Source organism: Acinetobacter sp. NPDC052428 (assembly GCF_044547685.1).
GTDB classification, from domain to species: domain Bacteria; phylum Pseudomonadota; class Gammaproteobacteria; order Pseudomonadales; family Moraxellaceae; genus Acinetobacter; species Acinetobacter lwoffii_G.
In genome coordinates, this window is the sequence record NZ_JBIUAT010000026.1 from 1 (window position 1) to 25,414 (window position 25,414).

Sequence of the window (25,414 nt, forward strand, 5' to 3'; positions counted from 1 at the left end):
GAAGACGTACAACGTGGTCAAGTATTGACTAAACCAGGTGCGATCAAGCCACACACTAAATTCGATGCAGAAGTATACGTACTTTCTAAAGAAGAAGGTGGTCGTCACACTCCATTCCTTAACGGTTACCGTCCACAGTTCTACTTCCGTACTACGGACGTAACTGGTGCGATCGCGCTTAAAGAAGGCGTGGAAATGGTTATGCCTGGTGACAACGTTGAGATGTCAGTAGAGCTAATCCACCCGATCGCAATGGACCCAGGTCTACGTTTTGCGATCCGTGAAGGCGGTCGTACAGTTGGTGCTGGTGTAGTTGCTAAAGTAACTGCATAATCGCTGATTGTGTAAGAAAAGCGCCTCTTTGAGGCGCTTTTTTTTGATCTAAACTTTTATAAAACTAAAAATAAATTGTCTGACAATGATTTTAAAAGCTGTCCTTATCTGATATCGGCTTGACCTAAACTGCACTTATGTAAAAAAAATTACCACGTAATATACAGATAAGAATATGAATATTAAATTTTCGGGCCTGGATTGGCCTGATGGGAGTGGTCACATGAATGCGAAAGTAAATATTACCAATCGTGCCGGTGCTAGTTTTCCAGTTCGTCGCATGAACTTTGATTTTGATGCTGTACCGGAATATTGGATGAATGGTTCAGCAGGTCTCACTCATTTTATGACGGCATTATCTGCGCTATTTCCAGCGGGAGAAAAGTTTTTTATAGATTCAGTCCGTGCGGTGCGTAAACATCCTGCAATTGCCAATAATGAAGCATTACAAAAAGAAATTTCCGCTTTTATTGGTCAGGAAGCCATGCATACTCACGAGCATATCGGCTTTAATGCATCTGCGCAAAAACATGGGCATGATGTCGAGACGCTTGATCATTATACCGATAAAGTCATTCAAACGACACGTAAAGTCATGGCTAAACTGGGTAAGCCTGTGGGAATTACCCAAGAAATGGTAGATTTGACTGCAACCACGGCACTTGAGCATTTCACTGCAACCATTGCCTCACAGCTTTTGACCAATAGTCACATTCAGGAATTGATGACAGATGAAACCATGAAAACCATGTGGTTATGGCATGCCATCGAGGAAAATGAACATAAGGCAGTTGCATATGATGTCTTTGAAGGAGTTTTTGGCAAAGGCCTAAAAGCCTATGCACTGCGTACTTCATCCTTGGTCATCGCAATGGCAACCTTATTTGTGGTGCAAAGCTATTTCCTCGCCCGTTTGCTTAAACAGGATCAGCAATTCAATCTTGAGTCCTTAAAAGCCATTTATACCTATGCCTATAGTCCTTCTAGAGGTGTCATTACGGGTATGGCGAAAGAAATGCTGATGTATTTTAAACCGGGATTCCATCCGAATGATCATCATACAGATCAGTTGTTGGCGACTTGGAAAGCCAAATTGGGTCTGTGACAGAACTGAAGATCAAAGAGCGATTAAAATCGCTCTTTTTTTTGCTCGATTTTTTGGATGAAGTTTCTATAATGCGAAGGTTGATTCTATATAAGATGAACGAAGATGATTCGTTTAATGCAAGCAGCGGATGTAGAAGCCGTGGCAAAGATTGAAAGGTCGGTTCAATCACATCCCTGGACTTTAAAACAGTTCCAAGATGCTGTAACGGCTTATCAAAGTACCGTGATTGAAGTGCAAGGGCAGGTGGCCGGATTTTGTATTTTACAACCGGTGCTGGACGAAGCCAATTTATTGCTCATGGCAATTGATCCAGCACAGCAAGGCCAGGGCTTGGGCTATCAGTTGCTGGAGGCTTCAGTGGCCATGCTAAAAAATAATCCGGTGCAGATTTTCCTGGAAGTACGCGAGAGTAATCAGGCTGCGATCAAGCTATATGAAAAATCAGGCTTTCATCAGATTGATCTGCGCAAGAATTATTATCCTAACAGTAATGGAAGTCGTGAACATGCCATCATTATGGTGAAAGCATGTACGGATGATTTTGCTAGTCTATTTAAATAATACAAACTGACGACCTTATTTAATAATCTGGTGATTCCATCCGCTGGGTAAGGTCGTCATTAATGAGTTTCCCAATTGCTGAATCTCTGTGGCATTCAGGGCATGATTTAAGCGTCGCCATTGTCCATCGATCAAGAGTTCCAGTGGCAGATACTGAGATTTGTAATTCATCTTGTTGGAATGTGGCACCCAATAACCCAGATAGATAAATTGCAAGCCCAGCTTTTGTGCATGTTCAATCTGTTTCAAGATTGCAAAAGCACCGAGTGAACGACGATTTTCATCCGGATCAAAGAAAGTATAGACGGCCGAAATGCCATCATCCAGTAGATCGCAGGTGGAAACGCTGATGAGACGCTCACCTTGCCATAATTCTAGAAAGAAGCTGTCGGTGCAGCTTTGTAATAAAAATTTTTCGAACTGCTCCCGAATCGGTGGAAACATGTCGCCATCTGCGTGGCGTTCATTAATATAGCGTTCATACAGCGCATAATGCAGATCACCGGCGTGCTCTGGACTGGTAATTTTCATCACCAGATCCTGATTACGTTTCCAGGCTTTTTTTTGTGAACTGTTCATGCGAAATTCAGCGACAGGCACACGCGAAGACAGACATTGACGGCACAGATGACATTCAGGTCGATAGACGAAATCACCACTGCGGCGGAAACCGGTACGTGACAGTTCCGATAAAGTTACTACATCAATTCGATGTGCAGGATCCAGAAAAACCATGCGCGCCGACTTGTTGGGCAAATAGCTACAATCATGCGGCGGCGTAATATAATACTGTAAATCGTTCAGTAGGGCCTTTGGCTGATAAGAGTTCATAACAACTACCCTCTGTTATTTTCATTCACTTAAGCGCGCGTTTTGCGCTATTGTTTTACTTGAAAATACACCTTCCTGATACTTTTTCCAATCGATAGCAGGCTTTTTTACAATATCTTGTAAAGAATTAAGATAAGTTTGGCGAGAAAGTGTACAGGCACCCAGGCTTAACAGATGATCATTGACCAGTTGGCAGTCGATCCAGGGTAGTTTATTTTCCTGTCCAATCAGCATTAAAGTATAGAAAGCCATTTTAGAAACATCGGTTTGCGTACTAAACATGGATTCACCAAAACAGCCTTGACCGATGGTCACACCATAAAGTCCACCGACGACGCGATCTTCATCCCAGACCTCAATGCTGTAGCCATATCCTGTGTCGAACATGTCACAATAGCCTGCAATAATATCTTCACTGATCCAAGTGTCGTCTGCATAAGCACGAGGTAGGGAACAGGAACGAATCACTCTTTCAAAAGCATGATTGACCGTAATTTTATAATCCTGCTTTTTCATATTACGTAGTAGGGATTTGCTCGGATGATAATCTTCGGGGCGAATAATGCAGCGTGGTTCCGGACTCCACCAGCAAATCGGATCACCTTCTGAAAACCATGGAAATAATCCATGCGTATAGGCTTCATAAAGTGTAGAAGGGGAGAGGTCTGCACCAATACAAATCAATCCTTCACCTTCAGGATCAACCTCGACCGGATTGGGAAAAATGAATTCTGAGGGAGGAAGTAAAGACATGGCAGACCCGACATAAATCTATAGATAAATCATCATCTCATTCTAGCAATAAAAAAGCCGCCCCTAATGGACGGCTTTTTTATTCTTGCTGCTTAGTCTAGTTTGCCCATTGCATCAAGATATTTTTCTGCATCCAGCGCAGCCATACAGCCTGAACCCGCAGAAGTAATGGCTTGACGGTAAATACTGTCAGCAATATCACCTGCTGCAAATACACCTGGTACCGACGTTTGTGTTGCATTACCTGCAGTACCGCTTTGCACTTGGATATAACCATCACGAAGCTCCAATTGACCTTCGAACATCGTACTATTTGGCTTGTGACCAATCGCCACAAACATACCCGTCACATCAACGTTTTGAGTAGAATCATCTTGAGTTGATTTAAGACGAACCGAGGTCACGCCAGATTGCGCATCACCTAATACTTCATCGACTTGATGGTTCCAGATAATGCTGATCTTGCCTTCTTTTTCTTTGGCAAATAAATGATCTTGCAAGATTTTTTCAGAACGTAATGAATCACGACGGTGAACCAGAGTCACGTGAGACGCAATATTAGATAGATACAACGCTTCTTCAACAGCGGTATTACCGCCACCTACGACCATTACTTTCTGGTTTTTATAGAAGAAACCATCGCAAGTCGCGCAAGCACTGACACCTTGACCCATATAGGTTGCTTCAGATTCCAGACCGAGGTATTGGGCAGTTGCGCCGGTACAGATGATCAGGGCATCACAGGTGAATTCTTCCATATCGCCTTTTAATACGAACGGGCGCTGGCTAAGATCCACTTCATTGATATGGTCATACACGATTTCAGTGCCAAAACGCTCTGCATGTGCCTGCATACGTTCCATCAATGCTGGACCAGTCAAGCCTTCGGGGTCACCCGGCCAGTTGTCGACGTCAGTCGTCGTGGTCAGCTGACCGCCCAGTTGCAAGCCTGCAATCAAGGTAGGTTTCAAGTTTGCACGCGCTGCATACACTGCTGCGCTATAGCCTGCAGGGCCAGAACCTAAAATAATCAGTCGTGAGTGACGTGCGCTCATCAGCTGTATCCTTTTTTATTTAGAAATTTATTGAATTATACGTGAAACTGTATAACAGTGGTGTGAGATTAAAGTCGATATTATTGATCATTGAAATCGATTTGGGCTATATAGCATAAGTAACATTGTGCTTGCACAATAGTGCATCTTTTTTCACAGAACAGGTGCATAATATGCATTTTATTGCGTCGCTTTTTTCAAGCATTGAAGCAAAAGAATATTCATGAAGAATTGGTTACAGGACAGTATATGACAGCGGTGTCGAGTGCCTATGCACAGCGCTTAGTAATGACATTATTTTTAGTCTCATTTGGGATTTATCTGTTTCTTGCAACAGTGACCTATACGCCATTTGATCCGGGGTGGATGCATATCTCCAGTGATACGCAGACCGTTTCGAATGCCAGTGGGGTAGCGGGTGCCTGGATTGCAGACCTTTTGTTTGGCTTCCTCGGTTGGGCAAGTCTGCTGATCCCTGTCTATCTGTTTATGGAAGCGATTCAGGTCTGGTGGCCGCGTAGCTTCCTGAACCGGCCATTTCGCTATGCTGCACAATTCTTCCTGTTGCTGGCCACCTCAGCGCTGTTGTTTTTATTCTGGCAAGTCCCTGCTGATACGCTGGATAATTCTTCCGGCGGTATTATTGGCTATGAATTAGGTCAGAGTCTGGAACAATTGCTGACAGTATACGGTGCAGCATTCTTCCTGCTGGTGCTTTGGGTGGTGTTATTTACCTTGGCTTTTGGGGTGAAATGGAACAAGACCTGGAGCAGCCTCAAAGCAACGCCTGCTTATCTACAAGACCTATTCTACCGCAATGTGCCTGAAGGCATGTCTGATTTTGACCGGACTGCACCTGTCGCCAAAAAAGAGCCAGTCATTAGTGCAAAAAAAGTAGCGGTTGCAGTAACACCTGCGCCTGAGCATCAACTGGTAGAAATAGATCCGGTGGTGCGTGACCAAGTGGCTGAACGTTTATTTGATGATTTTGCCGATAAAGAATCACAACAACCGCAGTTTTATGATGATATTCCTGAAGCTGAGCAGCAGACTGCTGAGCCAGTCGAGACATTTAAGCAAGTACGGCAAGTGCCTCAACAGCCGGATCGTGTGGTAGCGACAGGCGAGGTGTGGCGTGCCTTACATTCAAATGAAGATCAGCGCCATAAACAGGATATTGATGCCTTACTCAAAGCAGCCGAAGAAGAACAGCTTAATTCTCCAGTCTCACATATAGCTGCCCCACAATCTGTTGCAGCACAGACTCATGCTCATACCAGAACAGCACCTGCTTCACATACGGGCCTGGACTGGGATGATGATGAAATCTTTGATGAACTTCTGGCTGCAGTTCCGCAAGGCAAAACTGCGACCGATGTGCATAGCCCATTCAATACAGCGCCAGCTGAAAAGACAGCAAGAATTGTAGAAGACATGACCAATGTTGCACCTGTCATGGCATCTATGGCGACAGCACATGTTGTGAAAAACAGCGCATTACAGGCCGATCTGGATGACCTGGGTGATTTGCTGATTGAAGAGGAAGAGCCAAGCCAACCAATACGTGCATCAAGCTATGCCCAATCTTCTGCTTTTGTTCAGGTACCAATTCAGCATCAGGGTATAGAGCAACCAGTATCTCCTCCTTCTGCAACTCATGCAGCAGTACGCGAAGCTTTATCTAAAGAAGAATTTGTAGAAGCCTGGCAAGAAACGGCTGGTAAACCACAAGATGAAGACGAGTTTGATTTTGATGCTCCTTTGACCGATGCTTCAGGCCGTCCGATGTCACGTGCCATGCAGGTGGTGGAGCGCCGTAAAGATTTATCGCCACTTCCAGGGCTAGATTTACTGGATGAAGTTGATCCGAATAAAAAAGTGAATTTTACTGAAGAACAGCTGGCGCGTTTATCTGAACTTCTTGAAATCAAGCTGCAAGAATTCAATGTCAAAGCCAAAGTGGTAGAAGCACAGCCAGGCCCAGTCGTGACACGTTTTGAACTAGATCTGGCACCAGGGGTAAAAGCCTCTAAAGTGACGAATATTTCGCGTGATTTGGCACGTTCGATGTCGATGGCATCGGTGCGTGTGGTGGAAGTCATTCCTGGCAAGCCGTATATCGGAATTGAAGTACCAAACAGTACCCGTGAAATGGTCCGTTTGATCGAACTTTTGACCATTCCAGCCTTCACTGATCCGAATAGCATCCTCTCCATGGCAATGGGTAAGGATATTTCCGGTAATCCGGTGATTGCTGATCTGGGGAAAGCGCCGCATATGTTGGTGGCGGGTACCACGGGTTCGGGTAAATCGGTGGCAGTGAACTCGATGATTCTATCGATGTTGCTGAAATATACACCGGATGAATTGCGTCTTATTCTGATCGATCCAAAGCAGCTGGAACTGGCAAACTATAATGATATTCCACATTTGTTGACGCCTGTAGTCACTGATATGAAAGATGCAGTCAGCGCATTGAACTGGTGTGTCAATGAGATGGAACGTCGTTATAAACTGATGTCTTTCCTGAAAATCCGTAAACTGAGCGATTATAACCGCAAGGTGGAAGAGGCGATTGCCAATGGTGAAGATCTGATCGATCCAACATGGAAAGCCAGCGATTCTGTTGTGGGTGAGCGTGCGCCGCGTTTGACGCCGTTGCCTTCCATTGTAATTGTCGCGGATGAGTTCGCGGACATGATCATGCAGGTCGGTAAGAAAGCCGAAGAAATGATTACCCGTCTAGCACAAAAATCACGTGCTGCTGGTATTCACCTGTTGCTTGCGACCCAACGTCCATCGGTGGACGTGATCACCGGTTTGATCAAAGCCAATATTCCAACACGTGTCGCATTACGGGTTAACTCCAAGATCGACTCGCGTACTATTCTGGATGCGGGTGGTGCAGAGGACTTGCTCGGTCACGGTGACATGCTGTTCTTGGGCCCAGGTAAAATCGAACCTGAGCGTGTGCATGGCGCTTTTATTGCCGATGACGAAGTCAACCGGATCTGTGATGCATGGCGTGAACGTGGTTCACCAAATTATGTCGACGAGATCCTGACACCATTCGATGAAGAACCATCTAGCCGTGGTTTTGAAGATGGTGGCGACGGTGGATCAGACCGCGATGCGCTGTATGACCAGTGTGTAGCTTTTGTTTTGGAAACCCGTAAGGCTTCTACTTCATCCTTGCAGCGTAAATTCAGTCTGGGCTATAATCGTGCTGCGCGGATCATTGATCAGATGGAAGAAAACGGCATTGTCAGCGGCATGGGTGCCAACGGCAAACGCGAGATTCTGGTTTAGTTTCAGTGTATCTTCAATAAAAAAGCCTGCTTTCAAAGCAGGCTTTTTTATGTATTTTTGACTCAGGCAAACTTCGCTAATACATCCAGAAACTCGGCACTTTGACGCGGGAAAGTGGCAATCACGTCATGAATCCGCTGTCCTTCCGGATTGGTTGCATTGACATCACGGCCATCAGCGACAAATTTCGTCAACAGGCGTTCATAATCAAATGGACGCATATGCTTGAAAGCATGATAAAGCACGTGAAAATCAGCATTAACACCTGCAGGAGGAAGCTGATTTAAATAGGCAAATACACGCTCATCTGACCATTCTTCGTTAAAGGTCGCTGGTTGAGATAATGCCATCGCAATTTCCTTGATCTAATGTAGTTTTTTCGGCATGAAAAAAGGCAAAATATGAGACTAGATTAGCAAAGCACTGCTTTGCCTAGTCGCAAGACTTGAAGCTATGCTTCAAGTGGGCGGAATATAGCTAAACTACTATTTCTACCACTCTCATATTTTGCCTTGAATCAATTTACTTGACCAATCAAAAATCAGATTATCGTTCTTCAGGTAAATTGATATTCATTTCAAGCATTTCAATATTGGCTTCAGAACGAACCTGCATTTGAATATGTTGTTCATCGACACCGCGGACATAACGATTGACCACTTGCATGATTTCAGTCTTCATCTGGTCAATTTTGTCCTGGCTCAAGCGACGACCCAAGCCTTGTTCGGATGCAACGATCACCTTCAAACGGTCTTTAGCAGTCCGTGCGCTTGATGGTTTATCCTCGCCACTAAAAAGTTTACTCCAGAATCCTGCCATGTCTACGCTCCAAATAGTCGTGCTAACCAGCCCTTAGGTTTTACCTCGATATGACGATAAGGTCGCTCTTCGCCAAGGAAACGCGCAACCAGGTCATCATAGGCCTGACCTGCTGCAGCTTCAGTGAAATTGATCACTGGCTTACCTTCATTCGATGCCTGTAGAACGCTTGGACACTCAGGAATAACGCCCAAGGTCGGTACACGTAAAATATCCTTAGAAATATCATCAATCGTCAGCATTTCCTGTTTATCGGCACGTTCCGGATTGAAACGGGTAATACACAGATGCTTACGAATGCGACCTTCGTTTTGTTCTACTTTTTTAGTTTTACTGTCGAGCATACCAATGATACGGTCAGAGTCACGTACTGAAGAAATCTCAGGGTTAGTTACAATGATGGCTTCATCCGCATGATACATGGCCAAAATAGCACCACGTTCAATACCGGCAGGTGAATCACAGATAATATAATCAAATTCCTGCGAAAGCTCATCCATTACACGAGCAACACCTTCATCGGTTAAGGCATCTTTATCACGTGTTTGTGATGCAGGTAAAATATATAAATTTTCAATATCTTTATCGCGAATCAGTGCTTGTTGTAATCGTGCTTCGTTATTTAAAACATTCACAAAATCATAAACTACACGGCGTTCACAGCCCATAATCAAATCAAGGTTACGTAAACCTACATCAAAATCAATAACAACAGTTTTGTGACCGCGTAGGGCTAAACCTGTTGCAAAAGATGCACTCGTTGTAGTTTTACCTACACCACCTTTGCCTGACGTTACGACAACAATTTTCGCCACCGAATCCACTCCTGTTATGGTTCAAATCCCCTGTTTAAAATGGGGTTTTTGGTGTTTATTTATACATTAAAATTGTAGAGCTTCAAATACAAGCTCTAGTTGATCATTCAAGTGAATATGCACAGATTTTTTAACTACATGTGGTGGAATGTCATCCGCCACACAATAGGTTCCTGCAATCGAAATCAGTTCAGCTTCGAGGCTATGACAGAAAATGCGTGCTGCAGTATTACCACCCGCACCTGCAATGACCCGGCCACGTGCGCTGCCATAGACATGAATATTGCCTGAAGCAATCACTTCTGAACCACTGTTGATGCCGGCATTAATAATAATGTCGCCATTATGCTGCACGATACATTGGCCGGTACGCAGAATTTCATCATGATATGAGGTGATATGCGCAACGATCGGGGCAGCAGGGGCTTGATCATCATTCACCGCTGTAGGTTCTGGTTTAACTTCCACCACCTGTTCTTTGGTGGCTTTAATTTCTTCTAACTGTCGATCAGGTGGCAGTACCGGGAACTGAATGGCGCGCGCCTGATCTCCAAGTAAGCCTTCAGTAACAGCCATAGGCTGTACATCCAGACTGATTAACAGTTGGATCAGCGCAATGAGTTCCTGTTCAACTGAACTTTCAATGACTGCCAAAGTGCCGGGTGGAAATGCTGCTTGTAATTTTGGGCTAAGTTGCTGGCGGATTGCATCATGATCATTGGTATCTAGGCTAATGCGTATCGCATTGACCATTCTGCCTTTTATCCGTATATCAGCCATAATTCTTCCTTAAATACTTCTGACCTGCTGGTTTTGTGTCGAAGCAATGTTGTAAATAGTGCAAATCCTAGAACAAATTGCAGTAATTCTCTAGCGATCTCAGTTATTTTTTTATGCGAACAGGACCGGACGGATTAGTCTGATTCTGTACTTTAAACTTTACTTATCTATTGAGCTCTGATTTTGCTCATGTTCTTCTAAAATCTGTTGCCACTGTTTGACTTTTACCTGTTTTCGGATTGCTTCAAGTGTTTCAAAAACAGCCGATTCGACCAATTTATCAATATGTGGATTATGTTCAATCTGAATCTGGCTGATTTTATCTGAAATTAGGGTAAAAGTCGGATTTTCTTTTTGACCTGTGTGGGTAAATGGTTCAATCAGTCCTTGCGTGATATTTTCGCCCAAGCGTTGACCAATACTTTGAATTTGCTGTTCAATCCGGCTGCCCACAATTGGAATCAAACGTAATAATTGGGTCAGTTCAGGAGTATCTTCAATCGCCTGGTTCACTACTTGCCCTACATTTTTAGCGATCATGGAACGTTGTGACTGCAATTCCTTACCCAAAGATTCCTGCAAGATATCTGCCAAGGCAATGGCCAGTAATTTACGGTGATGTTCCACCAAATCATCAATTAACTGTTTATGTGATGTACTTGTGGTCAGTTCACGCTTGATGCCGTCCAGTACAGTCAGTACCACCCGACTAGAAAGCTCTTCCATCAGCATGTTGTAATAAAAGTTGCCTTGGCGATACCAACGATTGGGAATTACTTTATAACCATGGCTATGCAGGTTGTAGCCAATCGCGACGGCCCGCAGCAGGCGCAGGAAACGCAGTTGAGGGATAATGGATAAAATTTCATACCAGTGTACAAAAGGGAAGAACCACCAGCGTCGATGATGACGCAGGACAATCGCGATGACCCAGCGTGCCAGTAATTCACAGACTAAGAAGGTAGTAAACCAGCCCTCGGTAATGATGACCCAAGGGCGTAAATCACTTTTATAAAACTGCAACACTTCGGGTAAACGAATGAAGTCAAACAACCACTGACCAAAATCGCTCATTAAAATGGCGTTGGCACTGAGACAGAACAGATTGATGATGATTAAAACCATCATGAAAATATCGTAAATCAGTGCAATTTTCCAGCCCCAGGTTCCTTTACGAACAAATTTAAAGGAGCTGGACGTAATGTCCGGGTTGTCGTTCTTCATAATTACTCGGTTACAGATCCGACTGGGGCTTGGGCAAAGTTCTGCTGCATTTGTGCGATGAGCTGATCTTTTTCAGTCCAGATTTGATCAATCCATTTTTGAAAACGTGCACGATATTCAGCATCATCTTCATAATTGCCGCCCAGTACCCAGTCAGGAATATCAATTTTTCTTAAATTTACCGCAATACGTGGCACTTCACCTAACCAAAATTCACCATAGCCCGGAATACCATCAGGATAAACAATGGTCATGTCGACCAGCGCATCAATTTTATCGCCGAGAATACTTAGCGCCAATGCCAGACCACCGGCTTTAGGTTTCAGTAAATGTGTATAGGGAGACTGCTGCTGATCATGCTTTTCTTGGGTAAAGCGGGTGCCTTCCAGATAATTTAACAGGGTAAAAGGCTGACTGATCAGCTGTTCACAGGATTTACGTGCCTCTTCCATATCCCGATATTTCAGCGCAGGATTTTTAGCAATCTGTTCCTTGCTATGCCGTTTCATCATTGGGAAACCCAAAATTTTAAAGGCCTGACCAACAAAAGGAATAAAAATAAGTTCCCATTTGGTAAAGAAGCGCGTCAGGGGCATACGGGTCAGACCGAAGTACTGATTGACAGTAGTATCGACCCAGCTTTGATGATTACAGGTCATCAAATAACGTCCCTGCATATTCAAATCCAGTGATTCATCTACACTGATTTGCCATTGCGTGTTTTTCAGTACATGCTCAATCAGCCAATTATTGACCCCTAACCAGCTGTTGGTAATCTTGATATTGGTTTCATCCACTTTTGCGGATTTTTTAAAAAGTTTGGTTAAACCCAAGGCCAGCACCGGGGGACCATGAAAAAAAGTACTGCCCGTCATGACGGATGTGACCGTCAGGCCACGCGCCAGTTTTTTTAAAGTCGGTTGCTTGTTGCTATTCGATGACATATCCAAACAGTCCCCAGAGATTAATCACTTAAACTTTTTCATATTTTGAGTAATATAGAGACAGTTAGGCAAATAAAAAAGCCTAAACAGGAAACTATGAAGATATTGTGACGAACTACTTGGTTTTAGTTACATATAAACATTACAAAATATTACTAAACGATTTATTATTAACAAAAATTCAATGGTTAGCCCATTCAATTTAAATCATTATCTCGCTTAACAACAAAGCATACAACAAGGAGTCATGCGATGCGTGCACTAGTCATTTCAGCAGCTGTAGCAGGGGCCGTAGCACTTACAGGTTGTCAATCAACTGGTAATAACATCGGTGGTGTGGAATATGATAAAGCTGCTCTAGGTACTTTAATTGGTGCTGCAGCAGGTTACGGTGTTTCTAAAGGCAATGCGAATACCAGCCGTCAAAATAACCGTGCAGCAGCGATTGGTGCTGTTGTGGGTGGTGCAGCGGGTGTGTATCTTGATAACAAAGAGAAAAAATTACGTCAAGCAACAGCGGGTACGGGCGTAGACGTTAACCGTAATGCAGATGGTTCGATTAACCTTGTGATGCCAGGCAGCATTACATTTGATACCAACAAATCAAATATCAAACCAAACTTCTATGGCACTTTAAACAAAGTGGCGCAAGTATTAACTGAAGATAACAAGAGCGGTATCCTTGTAACTGGTTATACCGACAGCACGGGTAATGACTCAATTAACTTGCCATTGTCTCAAGCACGCGCAAATTCTGTAGCGACTTATTTGGCTGGTCAAGGTGTTGTACGTTCACGTATTAATGCGCAAGGTCTAGGTTCAGCGAACCCGATTGCAGACAACACAACTGCTGCGGGTAAAGAACAAAACCGTCGTGTAGAAATCGCGGTATATGCAGTTCAATAATTCTTGAACGCTTAAGAAAAACCACCTTCGGGTGGTTTTTTTATATCTGAACATTGACCTGATTAATCGTATTTTAAATTAGGCAACTGACGCAGAGATGACTATAATCGGAGCCGAATCTAGAAGAGGAAGCCATATGTCACTCGCCAGTCAGTTAAATGACAAGCAACTTGAAGCCATGAAATACACTCAAGGACCCTTGTTAGTACTTGCAGGAGCGGGTTCAGGCAAGACTTCAGTGATCACGCGAAAAATCGCGTATTTAGTCAAGCATTGCGGGATTCCGGCACATCGTATTACGGCGATGACCTTTACCAACAAAGCAGCACGTGAGATGAAAGAGCGTGTCAGCAAATTGTTGACACGTGAAGAAAGTAAAGGGGTTTCAGTTTCGACCTTCCATACTTTTGGCTTGAATATGCTGCGCCTGGAGTTGAAACATACCCCACTTAAAAATAATTTCTCGATTCTGGATGCCGACGACTGTAAGCGCATTCTGATGGATCTGATGCAGCGTGACAATTTATCTGGTGCAGAAAGCAAAGAACTGATTGCCAAAGCCATGAAAATGATCTCGGACTGGAAAAATGATCTGATTCCGCCCGAGCAGGCCCATACCACCTGTGAAACTGCCGAAGATGTGCAGTTTGCGCATTTATATCAATTATATGAACGTAATTTGCGCGCCTATAACGCCGTGGATTTTGATGACCTGATTGTGATGCCAACACGCTTGCTGCAGGAAAATGCCGAAGTCCGTGACAAATGGCAAAATCGCGTGCGTTATCTGCTGGTCGATGAATATCAGGATACCAACACCGCACAGTATATTCTGGTGAAATTACTGGTTGGCGTGATGGGACAGTTCACCGCAGTAGGCGATGATGATCAGTCAATCTATGCCTGGCGTGGGGCTAAACCGGAAAATATGGCCTTGCTGCAGCAGGATTTTCCTAATTTAAAAGTGATTAAACTGGAACAGAACTATCGTTCGACCAGTCGTATTCTCAAAGCAGCCAACACTGTCATTGGCAATAATCCGCATATTTTTGATAAAAAGCTCTGGTCAGACAAAGGTCACGGTGAAGTGATCCGCGTGATTACCTGCCGCAATGATGATGACGAAGCAGAACGCGTGGTCAAAGACCTGATCACGCATAAGCTGATGAATGGTAAAAGCTGGAAAGATTATGCGGTATTGTACCGCGGCAATTTCCAGGCACGTATTTTAGAAACCCATCTACGTCAGATGCAGATTCCGTATAAATTATCTGGCGGACAGTCCTTCTTCGCACGTGCCGAAATCAAAGACATGATGAGCTATTTACGCCTGATCATTAACCCTGAAGATGACAGCGCATTCCTGCGAATCATCAATACGCCAAAACGGGCGATTGGTCCGGTAACGCTGGAAAAGCTCGGTCTATTTGCTCAGGAAAATAATCTGTCGCTTCTGGCTGCGGCTGCGGATCAGCGTCTGACCATGGCGATTCCGAAAAAGGCCACCACCCAATTGGCCGAGTTTGCCGATTTTATTGAGGGCTTTACCCGCAATTTACTGGATGATGATGAACCGGTACCGATCATCCGCCAGATGATGGTTGAAGCCGGTTATATCGATTACATCAAGGAAACTGCAGCCACGCCAGCACAAGAAAAAACCAAGCTCGACAATATCGAAGTGCTCTACAGCAGCATTCAAAGCCTGATTAACCGTGCTGAAGATGTCGACGAAAAGAATATTGAAAGCGTGATTCGTAAAATGGTGCTGCTGGACATGCTGGAGCAGCAACAGGAAGAAGAAGACACCGATAAAGTCAACTTATTGACCTTGCATGCGTCTAAAGGTCTGGAATTTCCTTATGTCTATCTAATCGGGCTGGAAGAAGAAATTCTGCCGCATAAAAACTCGATCGCTGCGGAAACCGTCGAAGAGGAACGCCGTCTGATGTATGTGGGGATTACCCGTGCACGTCAGGGCTTGACCATTACGTTGGCAGAACAGCGCAAGGCGGGCGGGCAGATGAAGCAGATGACCCCAAGCCGTTTCCTGGATGAATTGCCAGAAGATGAACTGGAATGGTTAGGCCGCAAGAAAAAGCTGGCAGGCAACATCGATCCGAAATTGCAAGCCCAACATTATCTTGATAATTTGCGTAACCTTATCAAACGATAAGACACAAGGCTTGCTCTTATTTTAAATGAAACAACAGGAATGAATACATGAAAGTTCAGGTGAAAGTCCTTGACTCGCGTCTCGGTCAGGAATGGCCATTACCGACTTATGCTACGACAGGTTCAGCGGGGCTGGATTTGCGTGCATGTGTTACAGAAACCACAATCATTGAACCAGGCCAAACGGTTTTGGTAAAAACTGGTTTAGCAATCTATATTGAAGATCCTGCCTTTGCTGGTCTGATTTTGCCACGTTCGGGTTTGGGTCATAAACATGGGATCGTGTTGGGTAACCTGGTAGGTTTAATCGATTCTGATTATCAGGGTGAATTGATGGTATCCGTTTGGAACCGTAGCCAGACGACATTCAGCTTAGAGCCAGGTGAACGTTTGGCGCAGTATGTTTTGGTTCCTGTGGTGCAGGCTGAATTCGATCTGGTGAATGAATTCGAAGCGACTGAACGCGGTGCTGGCGGTTTTGGTCATACGGGTAAAAACTAAGTTTTAATCATGGTTTACATTCATTAACTGGATGTAAGCCATTTTTTTTAGTTAAGTGAATCAGATATTAAAAAAGAGTTGATTGAAATATATTTAAAAATAAAATCTTATTTTCTGGCCAAGTAGAATTATTTACATCTAAAATTTATGTAGTGATCAAATATCTAATCAGATGAAACTCAAAATAAATATAATTAAATAATCATTGTTTAATTACAAGAACCCTATAATTCTAAAGTTGTAGATTATATTTTTATAATTGATTGTTACATTGAAATCGTTTAAAAATAGCGGGTCTTAAAACAAAAACAAATGTTTAAAGTCACTATGATGAAATCATCATTTTAAATCTCCTTATTTTAACGAATAGTGAAAAGACAGTTTTATGGGATCTATGAATCATCCATTCCCCATGCATATCTTTCGTGCCTATGACATACGCGGTAAAGTCAGTCTATTAGGTGCCGGGATCATTGATGCAATTGCCCACGGTTTAGCCCAGCAGTATCAGACTGCGGGACAGACACGTGTCGCCATTGGTTATGATGCACGCATCAGTAGTCCGGCTTTTGCCGACACGATTGCCCGTATTTTTAAAGATTATTCGCTGGAAGCCACTATTGTAGGTTGTTGTTCTAGCCCAATGCTATATTTCACCGCACGCCAGTTTGATGGCAATGGCATTATGGTCACTGCCAGTCATAATCCTAAAGAAGATAATGGTATTAAATGGATTATTGATGGTGAACCACCTTGTCCTGAGATGATTCAACAGGTGGCCCAACTGGCAAAGTCACATTGCGATAGCCAGCTAATTACTTTAGCTGAACTGCCGCATCAGATTATTCCAGAGTTTTGCCTGCAGTATCAGCAGGGAATATTAGAAGATATTCAATTAAAGCGCTCATTTAAAGTGATTCTGGATGGTCTGCATGGCTCAGCCGGACGTTGTGCTGACTTGGTACTCAGAAAAATGGGCTGTGAAGTGATTGCTTTACGTTGTGAGGCGAATGGACATTTTCCGGATCATGCGCCGGATCCTTCGCAAGACAAACATCTTGAGACTTTACGTCAAACCGTCATGCAACAGCAGGCTGATCTCGGTATTGCCTTGGACGGTGATGGCGATCGCTTGGTTCTGATTGATGAACATGGTCAGATTATTACAGCCGATCAGTTATTGTGCCTGTTTGCTGAAATTTGTCTCAATGATTCAGCGCCATGCCAATTTGTTTATGATGTGAAATGTTCAACCTTAGTTCGTGATACGGTGCAACGTCTAGGTGGAGAGCCGGTGATGATTCGTACCGGCAGTTCATTTCTCAGAACTTATCTGAACCAGTCTCAGCATCAGGCGATTTTTGGTGGGGAATATGCCGGACATTATGTCTTTAATGATGGTCGCGGTTGGGGCTATGATGATGGACTCTATGCAGCGCTCAGAGTCATGGAATATCTGGATCAAACTGGTCTAAGTTTGGCGCAGGCCTTGGCGGCTTATCCAAAACGGTATGGTACTGAAGATCTTTATATTTCAACGCGCCAAGTGCGTCCAGTTGAGCTTTTAAACTTCGTTGAACAGCAATCCGCAAGAATTCATGCGCAAATCAGTAAAATTGATGGGATACGTCTTGATTTTGAGGATGGTTTTGGCATCATTCGAGCATCCAATACAGGTGAGTATTTCACGGTGCGCTTTGATGCCAATAATGCCCAAGGTCTGAATGAAATTCGTCATCTGTTTGTAGCCATGTTGCGTGACCGTTATCCAGAGATCGCTCAAGACATTTTAGATGCTCAATAAGGAGAGGCGAATGCCAAATCAACAAACAGGCATCGACAAAGCACAGATTTTGACAGAAGCTTTGCCATATATTCAACGCTTTGCGGGTAAAACCCTGGTGGTAAAATACGGCGGTAATGCGATGACCGATCCTGAGCTGGAAAGTTCATTTGCACGTGATATCGTATTATTAAAAACAGTCGGCATTAATCCGATCGTGGTACATGGCGGTGGTCCGCAAGTCGATTCCATGCTGAAACAGCTGGGCCGTGAATCAGACCGTATTGACGGCATGCGCGTGACTGATCCTGCGACCATGGAAGTGGTCGAGATGGTACTTGGCGGTAGCGTTAACAAATCTATCGTGAACCTGATCAACCAGCATGGTGGCCGTGCGATTGGTCTTACCGGTAAAGATGGTAACCTGATCCGTGCACAAAAACTGTTGATGGAAAAAGTGGCTGAAGATGGTTCGGTTCAGCAAATTGATCTGGGTCTGGTCGGTGAAGTTGTCGGTGTGAAAACCGATGTTCTGGAAATGTTCACCAATAGTGACTTTATTCCAGTCATTGCCCCGCTAGGCGTCGACGAAGAAGGCAATACCTATAATATCAATGCCGATCTGGTCGCTGGTAAAGTCGCTGAAGCTTTGGGGGCAGAAAAACTGATTCTGCTGACTAACATCACGGGTGTACTGGATGAAAATAAAAATCTTTTGACTGGTTTGACCACTCAAGAAGTCGATCGTTTAATTGAAACCGGCGTGATTTATGGTGGCATGATTCCGAAAGTGGGTTGTGCCCTGGATGCAGTAAAAGGCGGTGTCGTGAGTGCGCATATCGTGGATGGTCGTGTACCACATGCCAGCTTACTAGAAATTTTTACCGATCATGGTGTTGGAACCCTCATTACCAATCGTGCCAATCCACATCGTTCTTAATCCATTTTTTGCCAAAAAGAGTCTCAATAGAGGCTCTTTTTTATTTGGATTTATCAAACCCAGATATTTGAAATGACAGGAACAGTCATGCACAATAAGCTTCTAAGTAAATAGAGAGCTGAAACCAGACCATGTGCCAACTGCTCGGAATGAATTGTGCCACCCCGACGGATATTACTTTTTCTTTCCGCGGATTTTCCCAGCGGGCGGGCATTACCTCTGATCATGCGGATGGTTTCGGGATTGCTTTCTTTGAAGATAAAGCCTGCCGTCTGTTCGTCGATAACCAGTCTGCGGTTGAGTCGCCGATTGCCGAGCTAGTGCGTAACTATCCGATCAAATCCCGCAATGTGATTGCGCATATCCGTAAAGCCACGCAAGGCAAAATTAATCTGGAAAACTCGCATCCTTTTAGTCGTGAACTTTGGGGGCGGCAATGGATTTTTGCCCATAATGGCGATTTGCATGATTATTTTCCTGAACTGTCAGGGCGCTTTACCCCAGTCGGAAATACCGACAGTGAGCGTGCCTTCTGCTACCTGCTGGATCAACTTGTGAAACGCTTTGGCTATCATGAGCCAAAACTGGATCAGGTTTTCGATCTTCTAGCTGAAATTTCACCTGCAATCGCGGAGCATGGCACCTTTAATTTCTGCCTGTCGAATGGTCAGGCACTGTTTAGCTATGCGATTACTAAACTCCACTGGCTGGTACGTGAATACCCGTTTAGACCGGCTCAGCTGATTGATATTGATGTCGAAGTGGACTTTAGTCAGGTCACGACCCCTGAAGATCGTGTGGCGGTGATTACCACTGAACCATTGACCCAGAATGAAGAGTGGACTGCTTTCCAGCCGGGTGAAATGATCCTGTTTCAGCATGGGGAAAAAGTGCGTTCTCAGTTGACGCATGTTGAACGTCTGGAACGTGAACGTCTTGATCCTTCCTTAAAACGCGTCACGCGAGCTGATCAATATTGAAATGCGATTAAAGACGGAGTTTAAACTCCGTTTTTTTATATTTAAAAAATAAGAAAAAATCTAAGAATAAATAAAGGTTTATTGCGGATTTTGGTTAATTAATATCTTAGCCTTTTACTCAGGATAAATTATTTTTAATTATATATAACAGAAACTTAAAATGAAAAAGCCGGATTTAGGCGGAAAGCCGACTAATTTGCTTCATTTTTATTTGAATCAATACGCTATATGCTCATTTTCACGTTATAAGTCCTTAATATTTATAGGTGGTCGTAATGAAAATGAAATGGGTTCCAGATTATAATACTGGTATCGATGTGATTGACGATCAGCACAAACGAATTCTCGATTATATCAACGAAATTGATGGAATTGATGCCAATACCGAGCGTGCCCGTATTAAACAGATTCTCGACAATATTATTGATTATACCCAGTCGCATTTCACCTTTGAGGAATCTCTTCAGGAAGAAGCCGGCTATAAATATCGGGTGCCGCATAAACGTGTGCATGACCTGTTTATTAAAAAAATCGAGTCTTATCGTGACCGTTTTGAACTGGGACAGTCCATTGAACATGAACTGCACGAAGTCTTATCGAAATGGCTGATTAACCATATTCAGCACGATGATGCCGATTATGTGGGTGCCGTAAAAGAAAATATGATGGGCATCATTAAGGAAAAAGAAAAGAAAACCGGTAAAAACTGGTTCGCTCGGTTTTTCTCATAATAAAAGATGTGAAGAGATAACAAGAATTACAATTTAATTATAATTTTGGCGCAGCAAATCACCGTTAAGGTGGTTTGCTTTTTGTTTTTGATTTTCACCGCTTCACAAGGCAAAATAGCGCTAGATTTTTATAGGAATGCATCATGCAGGACAATGCTATGTCAAAATGGTTATCGCCGCTGATGGCTTTCTGTCTATCGTTTATTATCATCGCGACGCTCGCACCGATAACCGGTATACAGATTGATCGTCAGCTGGATTTCTGGATGCTCTGGTTAGCCACCATGCTGATTCTGGCACTTCCAGTCTGCTACTTGGAAATTGCTTTGGCCAAGCGCTCTAAAACAACGCCATTACAGGCGCTGTCGACGCTGACCCGTGAAGCGGATGCGTCACAGAAATGGCGTATTGTCGGCTGGTTAAGTGTGATCTTTATTCCGTTTCTGGCGGGTGCCATGCTGAACAATGCCAGCAATGTTCTAACGGTTACTGCACTTGATTTTGCACCGAATCTTCTGTTGATCGGGTTGGCAATAGTTGCTCTGGCTTTGTCACTGCTGCCACGTCAAATTTTATTAGCTGTTACAATGATTGGTGTGCTGGCGTCTCTGGTTCTGGCCAATGTGATGGGAACTGCGCTACCTGCATGGCAAGTCACGCCAGTTGAGTTCTCGGAATGGGGCAATGCCACTGTATTGGCTTTGGTCGCAAGTGGTCTGGGCATGGGCTTGTACTGGCAGTCTAGCCTGAGCGCTGTACAACAACAGGATGTGGCCAGCAAGACGGTATTGCCGATCTGGATTGCGCAGCTCGTTGCTGTCATTGCATTTGCCTTCTTTGCTGTACAAGCGCAAATCCCTGCATTTACTTTGGTCGCAGCGATGGTGGTAGCTGCCGCATTAATGCTGCAAATGGCACGTGAACAATTACAGCAACGCCAGCTTCATCCTGCGATTCAATGGGCGATTGTGGCGGCGGTTACGCTGATCTGGGCTATTCCAAATCTAAGCCCAATTTTCAATGTGGTCTTGCTCGTCTGGGGCTTATTGATTTGTTTGATCTATGCATTATTTGCCGGCTGGATCATGAAGATCAGTCATTTGCGTAAATCAATGAATTTCAGCTCTGAAGCGTTTTATAACATTTGGCGTATTGCAGTACGTGTAGTGTTACCGGTCGGGATTATTCTGGCGATAGTCGCTGTCTTGGGACAATTCGTCTGATGAGTGAGGCGATGATCTGGGTGGCGTATGCGACGCCAGAAAAACAATTTCATCTAGCCCTGCCATTTCAGCCCGGCATGACGGCACTGGATGCGATTGAGCAAAGTAGAATCCGTGAGCAGGTCGAATTGCCTGAACTGTTATCTCTGGGCATTTTTGGCGTGCGTTTGCAAGATCATCAGCAGCCACTGGCAGCAGGGGATCGGGTGGAAATTTACCGAGCACTGACCATCAATCCTAAGGATATCCGGCGTAAACGTGCCGAAAAAAATCCGGTAGGACGTTATGCCAGAGGCAATCTTTTAAGAAAGTTGAAACCATCTTCCGAATAGAAAGCGGCTTGAATGAGCAGTAGCCTCAATGATCTGCTCAATCAATCAGCTTAATCAAAAAAGCCCCTGATGATTCAGGGGCTTTTTCATGAGAAACCGACTATAGTGGAGGAGCATTTAAAATTGCTTCTTTTGATCCTGGTAAGCCGGGTTGAGACTCTGGAATCGTCTCCAGACCTTCAACACGTTCCACGATACCAGACTGGTTAAAGTGGATTTTCAAATGCTGGCCTTGGGCTGCCGGGATCTTGGCTTTTTTAGCGTAGGTTCCTGGGGTATAGTTATAGATGTAGTCCCAACGTAAAGGATTCAGTGGATCGCTTACTGTTGGACTGCCCAGTAAGAAACGCACCTGTTGATGGCTCATTCCCACCTGAATTTTAGCGGCTTGTGCTTGGGTTAAAGGGGTTCCTTGTGGAATATCTACTTTATAAACACCTAATGTCGAACAGCCGACGAGCAATGAAGTGACGAATAACGTCAACATGATTTTTTGCATTTTGCTAAACTATCCCAAATTAATTATGATGCATTTGATCCAAGGATAGATCATACTGCATCTAAAGTTTGTTGCATATTCCAACTTTGATTTTGTTGAGAGACCTTTTTACATGACTATTTCAAACCAAGATTTACGAAAAGCTGGACTGAAAGTTACCCTTCCACGAATTAAAATATTAGAATTACTAGAAAATTCAAGACAACATCATTTAAGTGCGGAAGATATTTACAAGACTTTACTCGATCAGGGTGAAGATGTAGGTTTAGCAACTGTGTATCGTGTGTTAACACAGTTTGAAGCTGCGGGTATTATCGAGCGTCATAATTTTGAAAACAATCATTCTGTTTTTGAGATCATGCAGGAAGATCACCACGATCATCTGGTCTGTTTGAATTGCAGCAAAGTGGTTGAATTTATCAATGATACCATTGAAAAAGAGCAGCATGATGTTGCCGAAAAATTTGGTTTCGAGTTAACCGGTCACTCCCTGAATCTGTATGGCTACTGTGATGCAACTGCATGTCAGGAAGTGTTTCGTAAAAAATAATTTGACCTTGGGTTGAAACAAAAAACAGGCCTCAAACGAAGCCTGTTTTTTTATGCCTGCACGGTGATCAGGACTGACCATCAAAGGTGATATTGGAATGGGCACGTAATAAATGTCCACCACCTTCTTCAGAAAGTTTGATTTGCAGGCGCAAGTCATTCGGTGAGTCCGCATGTTTCAGCGCATCTTTATAACTGATCTGTTTGGCCTTATACAGGTCGTACAGCGCCTGATCGAAGGTTTGCATGCCCAGTTCACGGGAACGCTTCATCAGATCCTTGATCTCATGCACATCACCTTTACGGATCAGGTCGGCAATCAGGGGCGAGTTAATCAGGATCTCAATCGCGGCACGGCGGCCATTCCCATCAATGGTTGGAATCAGTTGCTGTGCCACAATCGCTTTCATGTTCAGTGACAAGTCCATGAACAGCTGGTTATGCCGGTCTGCTTCGAAGAAGTGAATAATCCGGTCAATCGCCTGGTTGGCATTGTTGGCATGCAGGGTCGCAAAAACCAGATGGCCGGTTTCGGCAAAGGCAATCGCATAATCCATGGTTTCACGCGAACGGATCTCACCAATCAGAATCACGTCCGGCGCCTGACGTAAGGTATTTTTCAGGGCAATTTCAAATGAATCCGTATCAATACCGACTTCACGTTGGGTGATGATACAGCCCTTATGCTGGTGAATGAACTCGATCGGATCTTCAATGGTAATGATATGTCCTTTGGAGTTTTCATTGCGGTAACCGACCAGAGACGCCAGCGAGGTAGATTTACCGGTACCGGTTGCCCCGACAAAAATGATGATGCCACGTTTGGTCATCGCCAGTTCTTTTAAAATCGGCGGTAACTTGAGTTCGTCCATGGTCGGAATCACGGTTTCAATCCGACGCAATACCATACCCGGCTGATCACGTTGCTGAAAGGCACTGACACGGAAACGGGCACTCTTGTCCGGTGTGCTGATGGCAAAGTTACATTCACGCGTGTCGGCAAATTCTTTACGTTGCTTGTCGCTCATGATGGAGTTGAGCAGTTGCCCCACTGCAGCACCGGGCAATTTTACCGAACCAATCGGTAAAATCTGCCCATTAATCTTGATCGAAGGTTCGACATCGGCAGTAATGAACAGATCCGATGCTTTTTTCTCCACCATATAATCGAGTAAGCCGTTAAAATCCATGGATAAAAACCCCAATACAATTAATTTTTCTTATAAGAATGCTTCTGGCTGTTTGGCTGCGGTACGCGCCGTTTGCGGACTTATAATCCCTTTAGATACCAGCGTTTTCAGGGTCTGATCCAGCGTAGTCATGCCATAGTTGGCACCAGTTTGAATCGCAGAATACATTTGTGCGACCTTATTTTCACGAATCAGGTTACGAATCGCAGGAATACCAATCATGATTTCATGCGCCGCGACACGTCCGCCACCATTTTTCTTGAGCAGGGCCTGTGAAACTACGGCTTGTAGGGATTCAGACAACATGGCGCGTACCATGTCTTTTTCTTCAGCAGGGAATACGTCGATCACACGGTCAATGGTTTTGGCCGCTGAGGTGGTATGCAGGGTGCCGAAAACAAGGTGACCCGTTTCTGCCGCAGTTAGTGCCAGACGAATGGTTTCAAGGTCACGCATCTCACCGACCAGAATAATGTCCGGGTCTTCACGCAGTGCTGAACGCAGTGCTTCATTAAAGCCATGGGTATCACGATGCACTTCACGCTGGTTAATCAGACATTTCTTGGACTGATGCACAAATTCGATCGGATCTTCGACGGTCAGAATATGGTCATAGCGGTTGTCATTAATATAATCCAGCATCGCCGCCAAGGTAGTTGATTTACCCGAACCGGTTGGGCCTGTGACCAGTACCAGACCACGTGGATATTCACAGATATCCTTAAAAATTTGTCCCATGCCCAGATCTTCAAGGGTCAGGACTTTAGAGGGAATGGTACGGAATACCGCACCGGCACCGCGGTTCTGGTTAAATGCGTTGACACGGAAACGCGCCACGCCAGGCACTTCAAAAGAAAAGTCAGTTTCCAGATTTTCTTCAAAATCACGGCGCTGTTTATCGTTCATGATGTCATAAACGAGTTTATGCACTTCTTTGTGTTCTAATGCTGGCAGGTTGATGCGACGAACTTCCCCATCGACACGAATCATTGGCGGTAAGCCCGCAGACAAGTGTAAATCCGACGCACCATTTTTAGCAGAAAATGCCAACAATTCTGTGATATCCATAAGGT

Annotated in this window: 26 protein-coding genes; 14 read left to right on the top strand and 12 right to left on the bottom strand. The window is 44.2% G+C overall.

From position 1 onward, the window contains the following. The 3 genes from ACIG3F_RS12370 to rimI form a co-directional block, all read left to right on the top strand. Positions 1 to 333: elongation factor Tu (locus tag ACIG3F_RS12370; protein WP_396469774.1), on the top strand; the 333-nt coding region annotated here is incomplete at its 5' end. A gap of 223 nt (positions 334 to 556) precedes the next feature. Then, the gene (locus ACIG3F_RS12375; RefSeq protein WP_396470175.1) at positions 557 to 1,438 is read left to right on the top strand and encodes a metal-dependent hydrolase; all 882 of its coding nucleotides are present in this window, start codon (positions 557 to 559) and stop codon (positions 1,436 to 1,438) included. A 105-nt stretch (positions 1,439 to 1,543) separates the two neighbouring features. After that, positions 1,544 to 2,002 carry a ribosomal protein S18-alanine N-acetyltransferase gene (gene rimI, locus ACIG3F_RS12380; protein ID WP_396470176.1) on the top strand — a complete coding sequence of 153 codons (459 nt, stop codon included), beginning with the start codon at positions 1,544 to 1,546 and terminating at the stop codon, positions 2,000 to 2,002. A gap of 15 nt (positions 2,003 to 2,017) precedes the next feature. Here the strand turns inward: rimI and ACIG3F_RS12385 are convergent, their stop codons facing one another. The 3 genes from ACIG3F_RS12385 to trxB form a co-directional block, all read right to left on the bottom strand. After that, positions 2,018 to 2,833, bottom strand: coding sequence for an arginyltransferase (locus ACIG3F_RS12385; RefSeq protein ID WP_396470177.1), 816 nt, complete (start codon positions 2,831 to 2,833; stop codon positions 2,018 to 2,020). Between the two features lie 21 nt (positions 2,834 to 2,854). Next, a complete protein-coding gene (aat, locus tag ACIG3F_RS12390; protein WP_396470178.1) occupies positions 2,855 to 3,586 on the bottom strand; it encodes a leucyl/phenylalanyl-tRNA--protein transferase in 732 nt (243 codons plus the stop codon). A 92-nt stretch (positions 3,587 to 3,678) separates the two neighbouring features. After that, entirely contained in the window at positions 3,679 to 4,641 is a 963-nt protein-coding gene (gene trxB / locus ACIG3F_RS12395) for a thioredoxin-disulfide reductase (protein ID WP_396470179.1), read from the bottom strand. 249 nt (positions 4,642 to 4,890) lie between these two features. Here trxB and ACIG3F_RS12400 point away from each other — a divergent pair, with 249 nt between their 5' ends. Further along, the gene (locus ACIG3F_RS12400; protein WP_396470180.1) at positions 4,891 to 7,950 is read left to right on the top strand and encodes a DNA translocase FtsK; all 3,060 of its coding nucleotides are present in this window, start codon (positions 4,891 to 4,893) and stop codon (positions 7,948 to 7,950) included. 62 nt (positions 7,951 to 8,012) lie between these two features. Here ACIG3F_RS12400 and ACIG3F_RS12405 read toward each other — a convergent pair whose 3' ends face one another. The 6 genes from ACIG3F_RS12405 to ACIG3F_RS12430 form a co-directional block, all read right to left on the bottom strand. Next, complete coding sequence (locus ACIG3F_RS12405; RefSeq protein ID WP_004279254.1) at positions 8,013 to 8,300, bottom strand: PA4642 family protein; 288 nt, start codon at positions 8,298 to 8,300, stop codon at positions 8,013 to 8,015. 196 nt (positions 8,301 to 8,496) lie between these two features. Further along, positions 8,497 to 8,769 (bottom strand): cell division topological specificity factor MinE, encoded by a 273-nt coding sequence (minE, locus tag ACIG3F_RS12410; RefSeq protein WP_004279256.1) that lies wholly within the window; start codon positions 8,767 to 8,769, stop codon positions 8,497 to 8,499. 2 nt (positions 8,770 to 8,771) lie between these two features. Then, complete coding sequence (gene minD, locus ACIG3F_RS12415) at positions 8,772 to 9,584, bottom strand: septum site-determining protein MinD (RefSeq protein WP_064095797.1); 813 nt, start codon at positions 9,582 to 9,584, stop codon at positions 8,772 to 8,774. A gap of 66 nt (positions 9,585 to 9,650) precedes the next feature. Then, positions 9,651 to 10,364, bottom strand: a complete 714-nt coding sequence (gene minC, locus ACIG3F_RS12420; RefSeq protein WP_396470181.1) for a septum site-determining protein MinC — start codon at positions 10,362 to 10,364, stop codon at positions 9,651 to 9,653. 159 nt (positions 10,365 to 10,523) lie between these two features. Beyond that, on the bottom strand, positions 10,524 to 11,588 hold the full coding sequence (locus ACIG3F_RS12425; RefSeq protein WP_396470182.1) for a preprotein translocase subunit SecA: 1,065 nt from the start codon (positions 11,586 to 11,588) through the stop codon (positions 10,524 to 10,526). Positions 11,589 to 11,590: 2 nt separating this feature from the next. Next, positions 11,591 to 12,532: an acyltransferase gene (locus ACIG3F_RS12430; protein ID WP_253160819.1), complete on the bottom strand. Its 942-nt coding sequence runs from the start codon at positions 12,530 to 12,532 to the stop codon at positions 11,591 to 11,593. 252 nt (positions 12,533 to 12,784) lie between these two features. Here ACIG3F_RS12430 and ACIG3F_RS12435 point away from each other — a divergent pair, with 252 nt between their 5' ends. The 9 genes from ACIG3F_RS12435 to ACIG3F_RS12475 all read left to right on the top strand — a co-directional run bounded on the left by ACIG3F_RS12435 (position 12,785) and on the right by ACIG3F_RS12475 (position 22,103). Then, positions 12,785 to 13,438: an OmpA family protein gene (locus ACIG3F_RS12435; protein WP_004730587.1), complete on the top strand. Its 654-nt coding sequence runs from the start codon at positions 12,785 to 12,787 to the stop codon at positions 13,436 to 13,438. 136 nt (positions 13,439 to 13,574) lie between these two features. Continuing rightward, positions 13,575 to 15,614: a UvrD-helicase domain-containing protein gene (locus tag ACIG3F_RS12440; RefSeq protein WP_396470183.1), complete on the top strand. Its 2,040-nt coding sequence runs from the start codon at positions 13,575 to 13,577 to the stop codon at positions 15,612 to 15,614. A gap of 47 nt (positions 15,615 to 15,661) precedes the next feature. After that, positions 15,662 to 16,114 (top strand): dUTP diphosphatase, encoded by a 453-nt coding sequence (gene dut / locus ACIG3F_RS12445; protein ID WP_396470184.1) that lies wholly within the window; start codon positions 15,662 to 15,664, stop codon positions 16,112 to 16,114. Positions 16,115 to 16,499: 385 nt separating this feature from the next. Continuing rightward, positions 16,500 to 17,918 (top strand): phosphomannomutase/phosphoglucomutase, encoded by a 1,419-nt coding sequence (locus tag ACIG3F_RS12450; protein ID WP_396470185.1) that lies wholly within the window; start codon positions 16,500 to 16,502, stop codon positions 17,916 to 17,918. 10 nt (positions 17,919 to 17,928) lie between these two features. After that, complete coding sequence (argB, locus tag ACIG3F_RS12455) at positions 17,929 to 18,837, top strand: acetylglutamate kinase (RefSeq protein WP_005104791.1); 909 nt, start codon at positions 17,929 to 17,931, stop codon at positions 18,835 to 18,837. A 131-nt stretch (positions 18,838 to 18,968) separates the two neighbouring features. Continuing rightward, positions 18,969 to 19,817, top strand: coding sequence for a class II glutamine amidotransferase (locus ACIG3F_RS12460; protein ID WP_396470186.1), 849 nt, complete (start codon positions 18,969 to 18,971; stop codon positions 19,815 to 19,817). Positions 19,818 to 20,092: 275 nt separating this feature from the next. Continuing rightward, complete coding sequence (locus tag ACIG3F_RS12465; RefSeq protein WP_004646133.1) at positions 20,093 to 20,548, top strand: bacteriohemerythrin; 456 nt, start codon at positions 20,093 to 20,095, stop codon at positions 20,546 to 20,548. 143 nt (positions 20,549 to 20,691) lie between these two features. Then, on the top strand, positions 20,692 to 21,771 hold the full coding sequence (locus tag ACIG3F_RS12470) for a hypothetical protein (RefSeq protein WP_396470187.1): 1,080 nt from the start codon (positions 20,692 to 20,694) through the stop codon (positions 21,769 to 21,771). Then, a complete protein-coding gene (locus ACIG3F_RS12475; protein WP_396470188.1) occupies positions 21,771 to 22,103 on the top strand; it encodes an RnfH family protein in 333 nt (110 codons plus the stop codon). The genes ACIG3F_RS12470 and ACIG3F_RS12475 overlap by 1 nt, the downstream gene beginning before the upstream one ends. A 100-nt stretch (positions 22,104 to 22,203) precedes the next feature. On the opposite strand, the gene ACIG3F_RS12480 is transcribed toward ACIG3F_RS12475, so the two are convergent. Continuing rightward, positions 22,204 to 22,602 carry an outer membrane protein assembly factor BamE gene (locus tag ACIG3F_RS12480; RefSeq protein ID WP_396470189.1) on the bottom strand — a complete coding sequence of 133 codons (399 nt, stop codon included), beginning with the start codon at positions 22,600 to 22,602 and terminating at the stop codon, positions 22,204 to 22,206. 112 nt (positions 22,603 to 22,714) lie between these two features. Between ACIG3F_RS12480 and fur the strand changes: the two genes are divergently transcribed. Continuing rightward, positions 22,715 to 23,152: a ferric iron uptake transcriptional regulator gene (fur, locus tag ACIG3F_RS12485; RefSeq protein WP_005247099.1), complete on the top strand. Its 438-nt coding sequence runs from the start codon at positions 22,715 to 22,717 to the stop codon at positions 23,150 to 23,152. A 67-nt stretch (positions 23,153 to 23,219) separates the two neighbouring features. On the opposite strand, the gene ACIG3F_RS12490 is transcribed toward fur, so the two are convergent. Together ACIG3F_RS12490 and ACIG3F_RS12495 are read right to left on the bottom strand one after the other, a co-directional pair. After that, the gene (locus ACIG3F_RS12490) at positions 23,220 to 24,341 is read right to left on the bottom strand and encodes a PilT/PilU family type 4a pilus ATPase (protein ID WP_396470190.1); all 1,122 of its coding nucleotides are present in this window, start codon (positions 24,339 to 24,341) and stop codon (positions 23,220 to 23,222) included. Between the two features lie 30 nt (positions 24,342 to 24,371). Beyond that, a complete protein-coding gene (locus ACIG3F_RS12495; protein WP_396470191.1) occupies positions 24,372 to 25,409 on the bottom strand; it encodes a type IV pilus twitching motility protein PilT in 1,038 nt (345 codons plus the stop codon). Positions 25,410 to 25,414: the final 5 nt, after the last annotated feature.

Coding starts and splice junctions, on each gene's coding strand:
- ACIG3F_RS12375 (WP_396470175.1), top strand. CDS start 557: ATGAATGCGAAAGTAAATATTACCAATCGTGCCGGTGCTAGTTTTCCA.
- rimI (WP_396470176.1), top strand. CDS start 1,544: ATGATTCGTTTAATGCAAGCAGCGGATGTAGAAGCCGTGGCAAAGATT.
- ACIG3F_RS12385 (WP_396470177.1), bottom strand. CDS start 2,833: ATGAACTCTTATCAGCCAAAGGCCCTACTGAACGATTTACAGTATTAT.
- aat (WP_396470178.1), bottom strand. CDS start 3,586: ATGTCTTTACTTCCTCCCTCAGAATTCATTTTTCCCAATCCGGTCGAG.
- trxB (WP_396470179.1), bottom strand. CDS start 4,641: ATGAGCGCACGTCACTCACGACTGATTATTTTAGGTTCTGGCCCTGCA.
- ACIG3F_RS12400 (WP_396470180.1), top strand. CDS start 4,891: ATGACAGCGGTGTCGAGTGCCTATGCACAGCGCTTAGTAATGACATTA.
- ACIG3F_RS12405 (WP_004279254.1), bottom strand. CDS start 8,300: ATGGCATTATCTCAACCAGCGACCTTTAACGAAGAATGGTCAGATGAG.
- minE (WP_004279256.1), bottom strand. CDS start 8,769: ATGGCAGGATTCTGGAGTAAACTTTTTAGTGGCGAGGATAAACCATCA.
- minC (WP_396470181.1), bottom strand. CDS start 10,364: ATGGCTGATATACGGATAAAAGGCAGAATGGTCAATGCGATACGCATT.
- ACIG3F_RS12425 (WP_396470182.1), bottom strand. CDS start 11,588: ATGAAGAACGACAACCCGGACATTACGTCCAGCTCCTTTAAATTTGTT.
- ACIG3F_RS12430 (WP_253160819.1), bottom strand. CDS start 12,532: ATGTCATCGAATAGCAACAAGCAACCGACTTTAAAAAAACTGGCGCGT.
- ACIG3F_RS12435 (WP_004730587.1), top strand. CDS start 12,785: ATGCGTGCACTAGTCATTTCAGCAGCTGTAGCAGGGGCCGTAGCACTT.
- ACIG3F_RS12440 (WP_396470183.1), top strand. CDS start 13,575: ATGTCACTCGCCAGTCAGTTAAATGACAAGCAACTTGAAGCCATGAAA.
- dut (WP_396470184.1), top strand. CDS start 15,662: ATGAAAGTTCAGGTGAAAGTCCTTGACTCGCGTCTCGGTCAGGAATGG.
- ACIG3F_RS12450 (WP_396470185.1), top strand. CDS start 16,500: ATGGGATCTATGAATCATCCATTCCCCATGCATATCTTTCGTGCCTAT.
- argB (WP_005104791.1), top strand. CDS start 17,929: ATGCCAAATCAACAAACAGGCATCGACAAAGCACAGATTTTGACAGAA.
- ACIG3F_RS12460 (WP_396470186.1), top strand. CDS start 18,969: ATGTGCCAACTGCTCGGAATGAATTGTGCCACCCCGACGGATATTACT.
- ACIG3F_RS12465 (WP_004646133.1), top strand. CDS start 20,093: ATGAAAATGAAATGGGTTCCAGATTATAATACTGGTATCGATGTGATT.
- ACIG3F_RS12470 (WP_396470187.1), top strand. CDS start 20,692: ATGCAGGACAATGCTATGTCAAAATGGTTATCGCCGCTGATGGCTTTC.
- ACIG3F_RS12475 (WP_396470188.1), top strand. CDS start 21,771: ATGAGTGAGGCGATGATCTGGGTGGCGTATGCGACGCCAGAAAAACAA.
- ACIG3F_RS12480 (WP_396470189.1), bottom strand. CDS start 22,602: ATGCAAAAAATCATGTTGACGTTATTCGTCACTTCATTGCTCGTCGGC.
- fur (WP_005247099.1), top strand. CDS start 22,715: ATGACTATTTCAAACCAAGATTTACGAAAAGCTGGACTGAAAGTTACC.
- ACIG3F_RS12490 (WP_396470190.1), bottom strand. CDS start 24,341: ATGGATTTTAACGGCTTACTCGATTATATGGTGGAGAAAAAAGCATCG.
- ACIG3F_RS12495 (WP_396470191.1), bottom strand. CDS start 25,409: ATGGATATCACAGAATTGTTGGCATTTTCTGCTAAAAATGGTGCGTCG.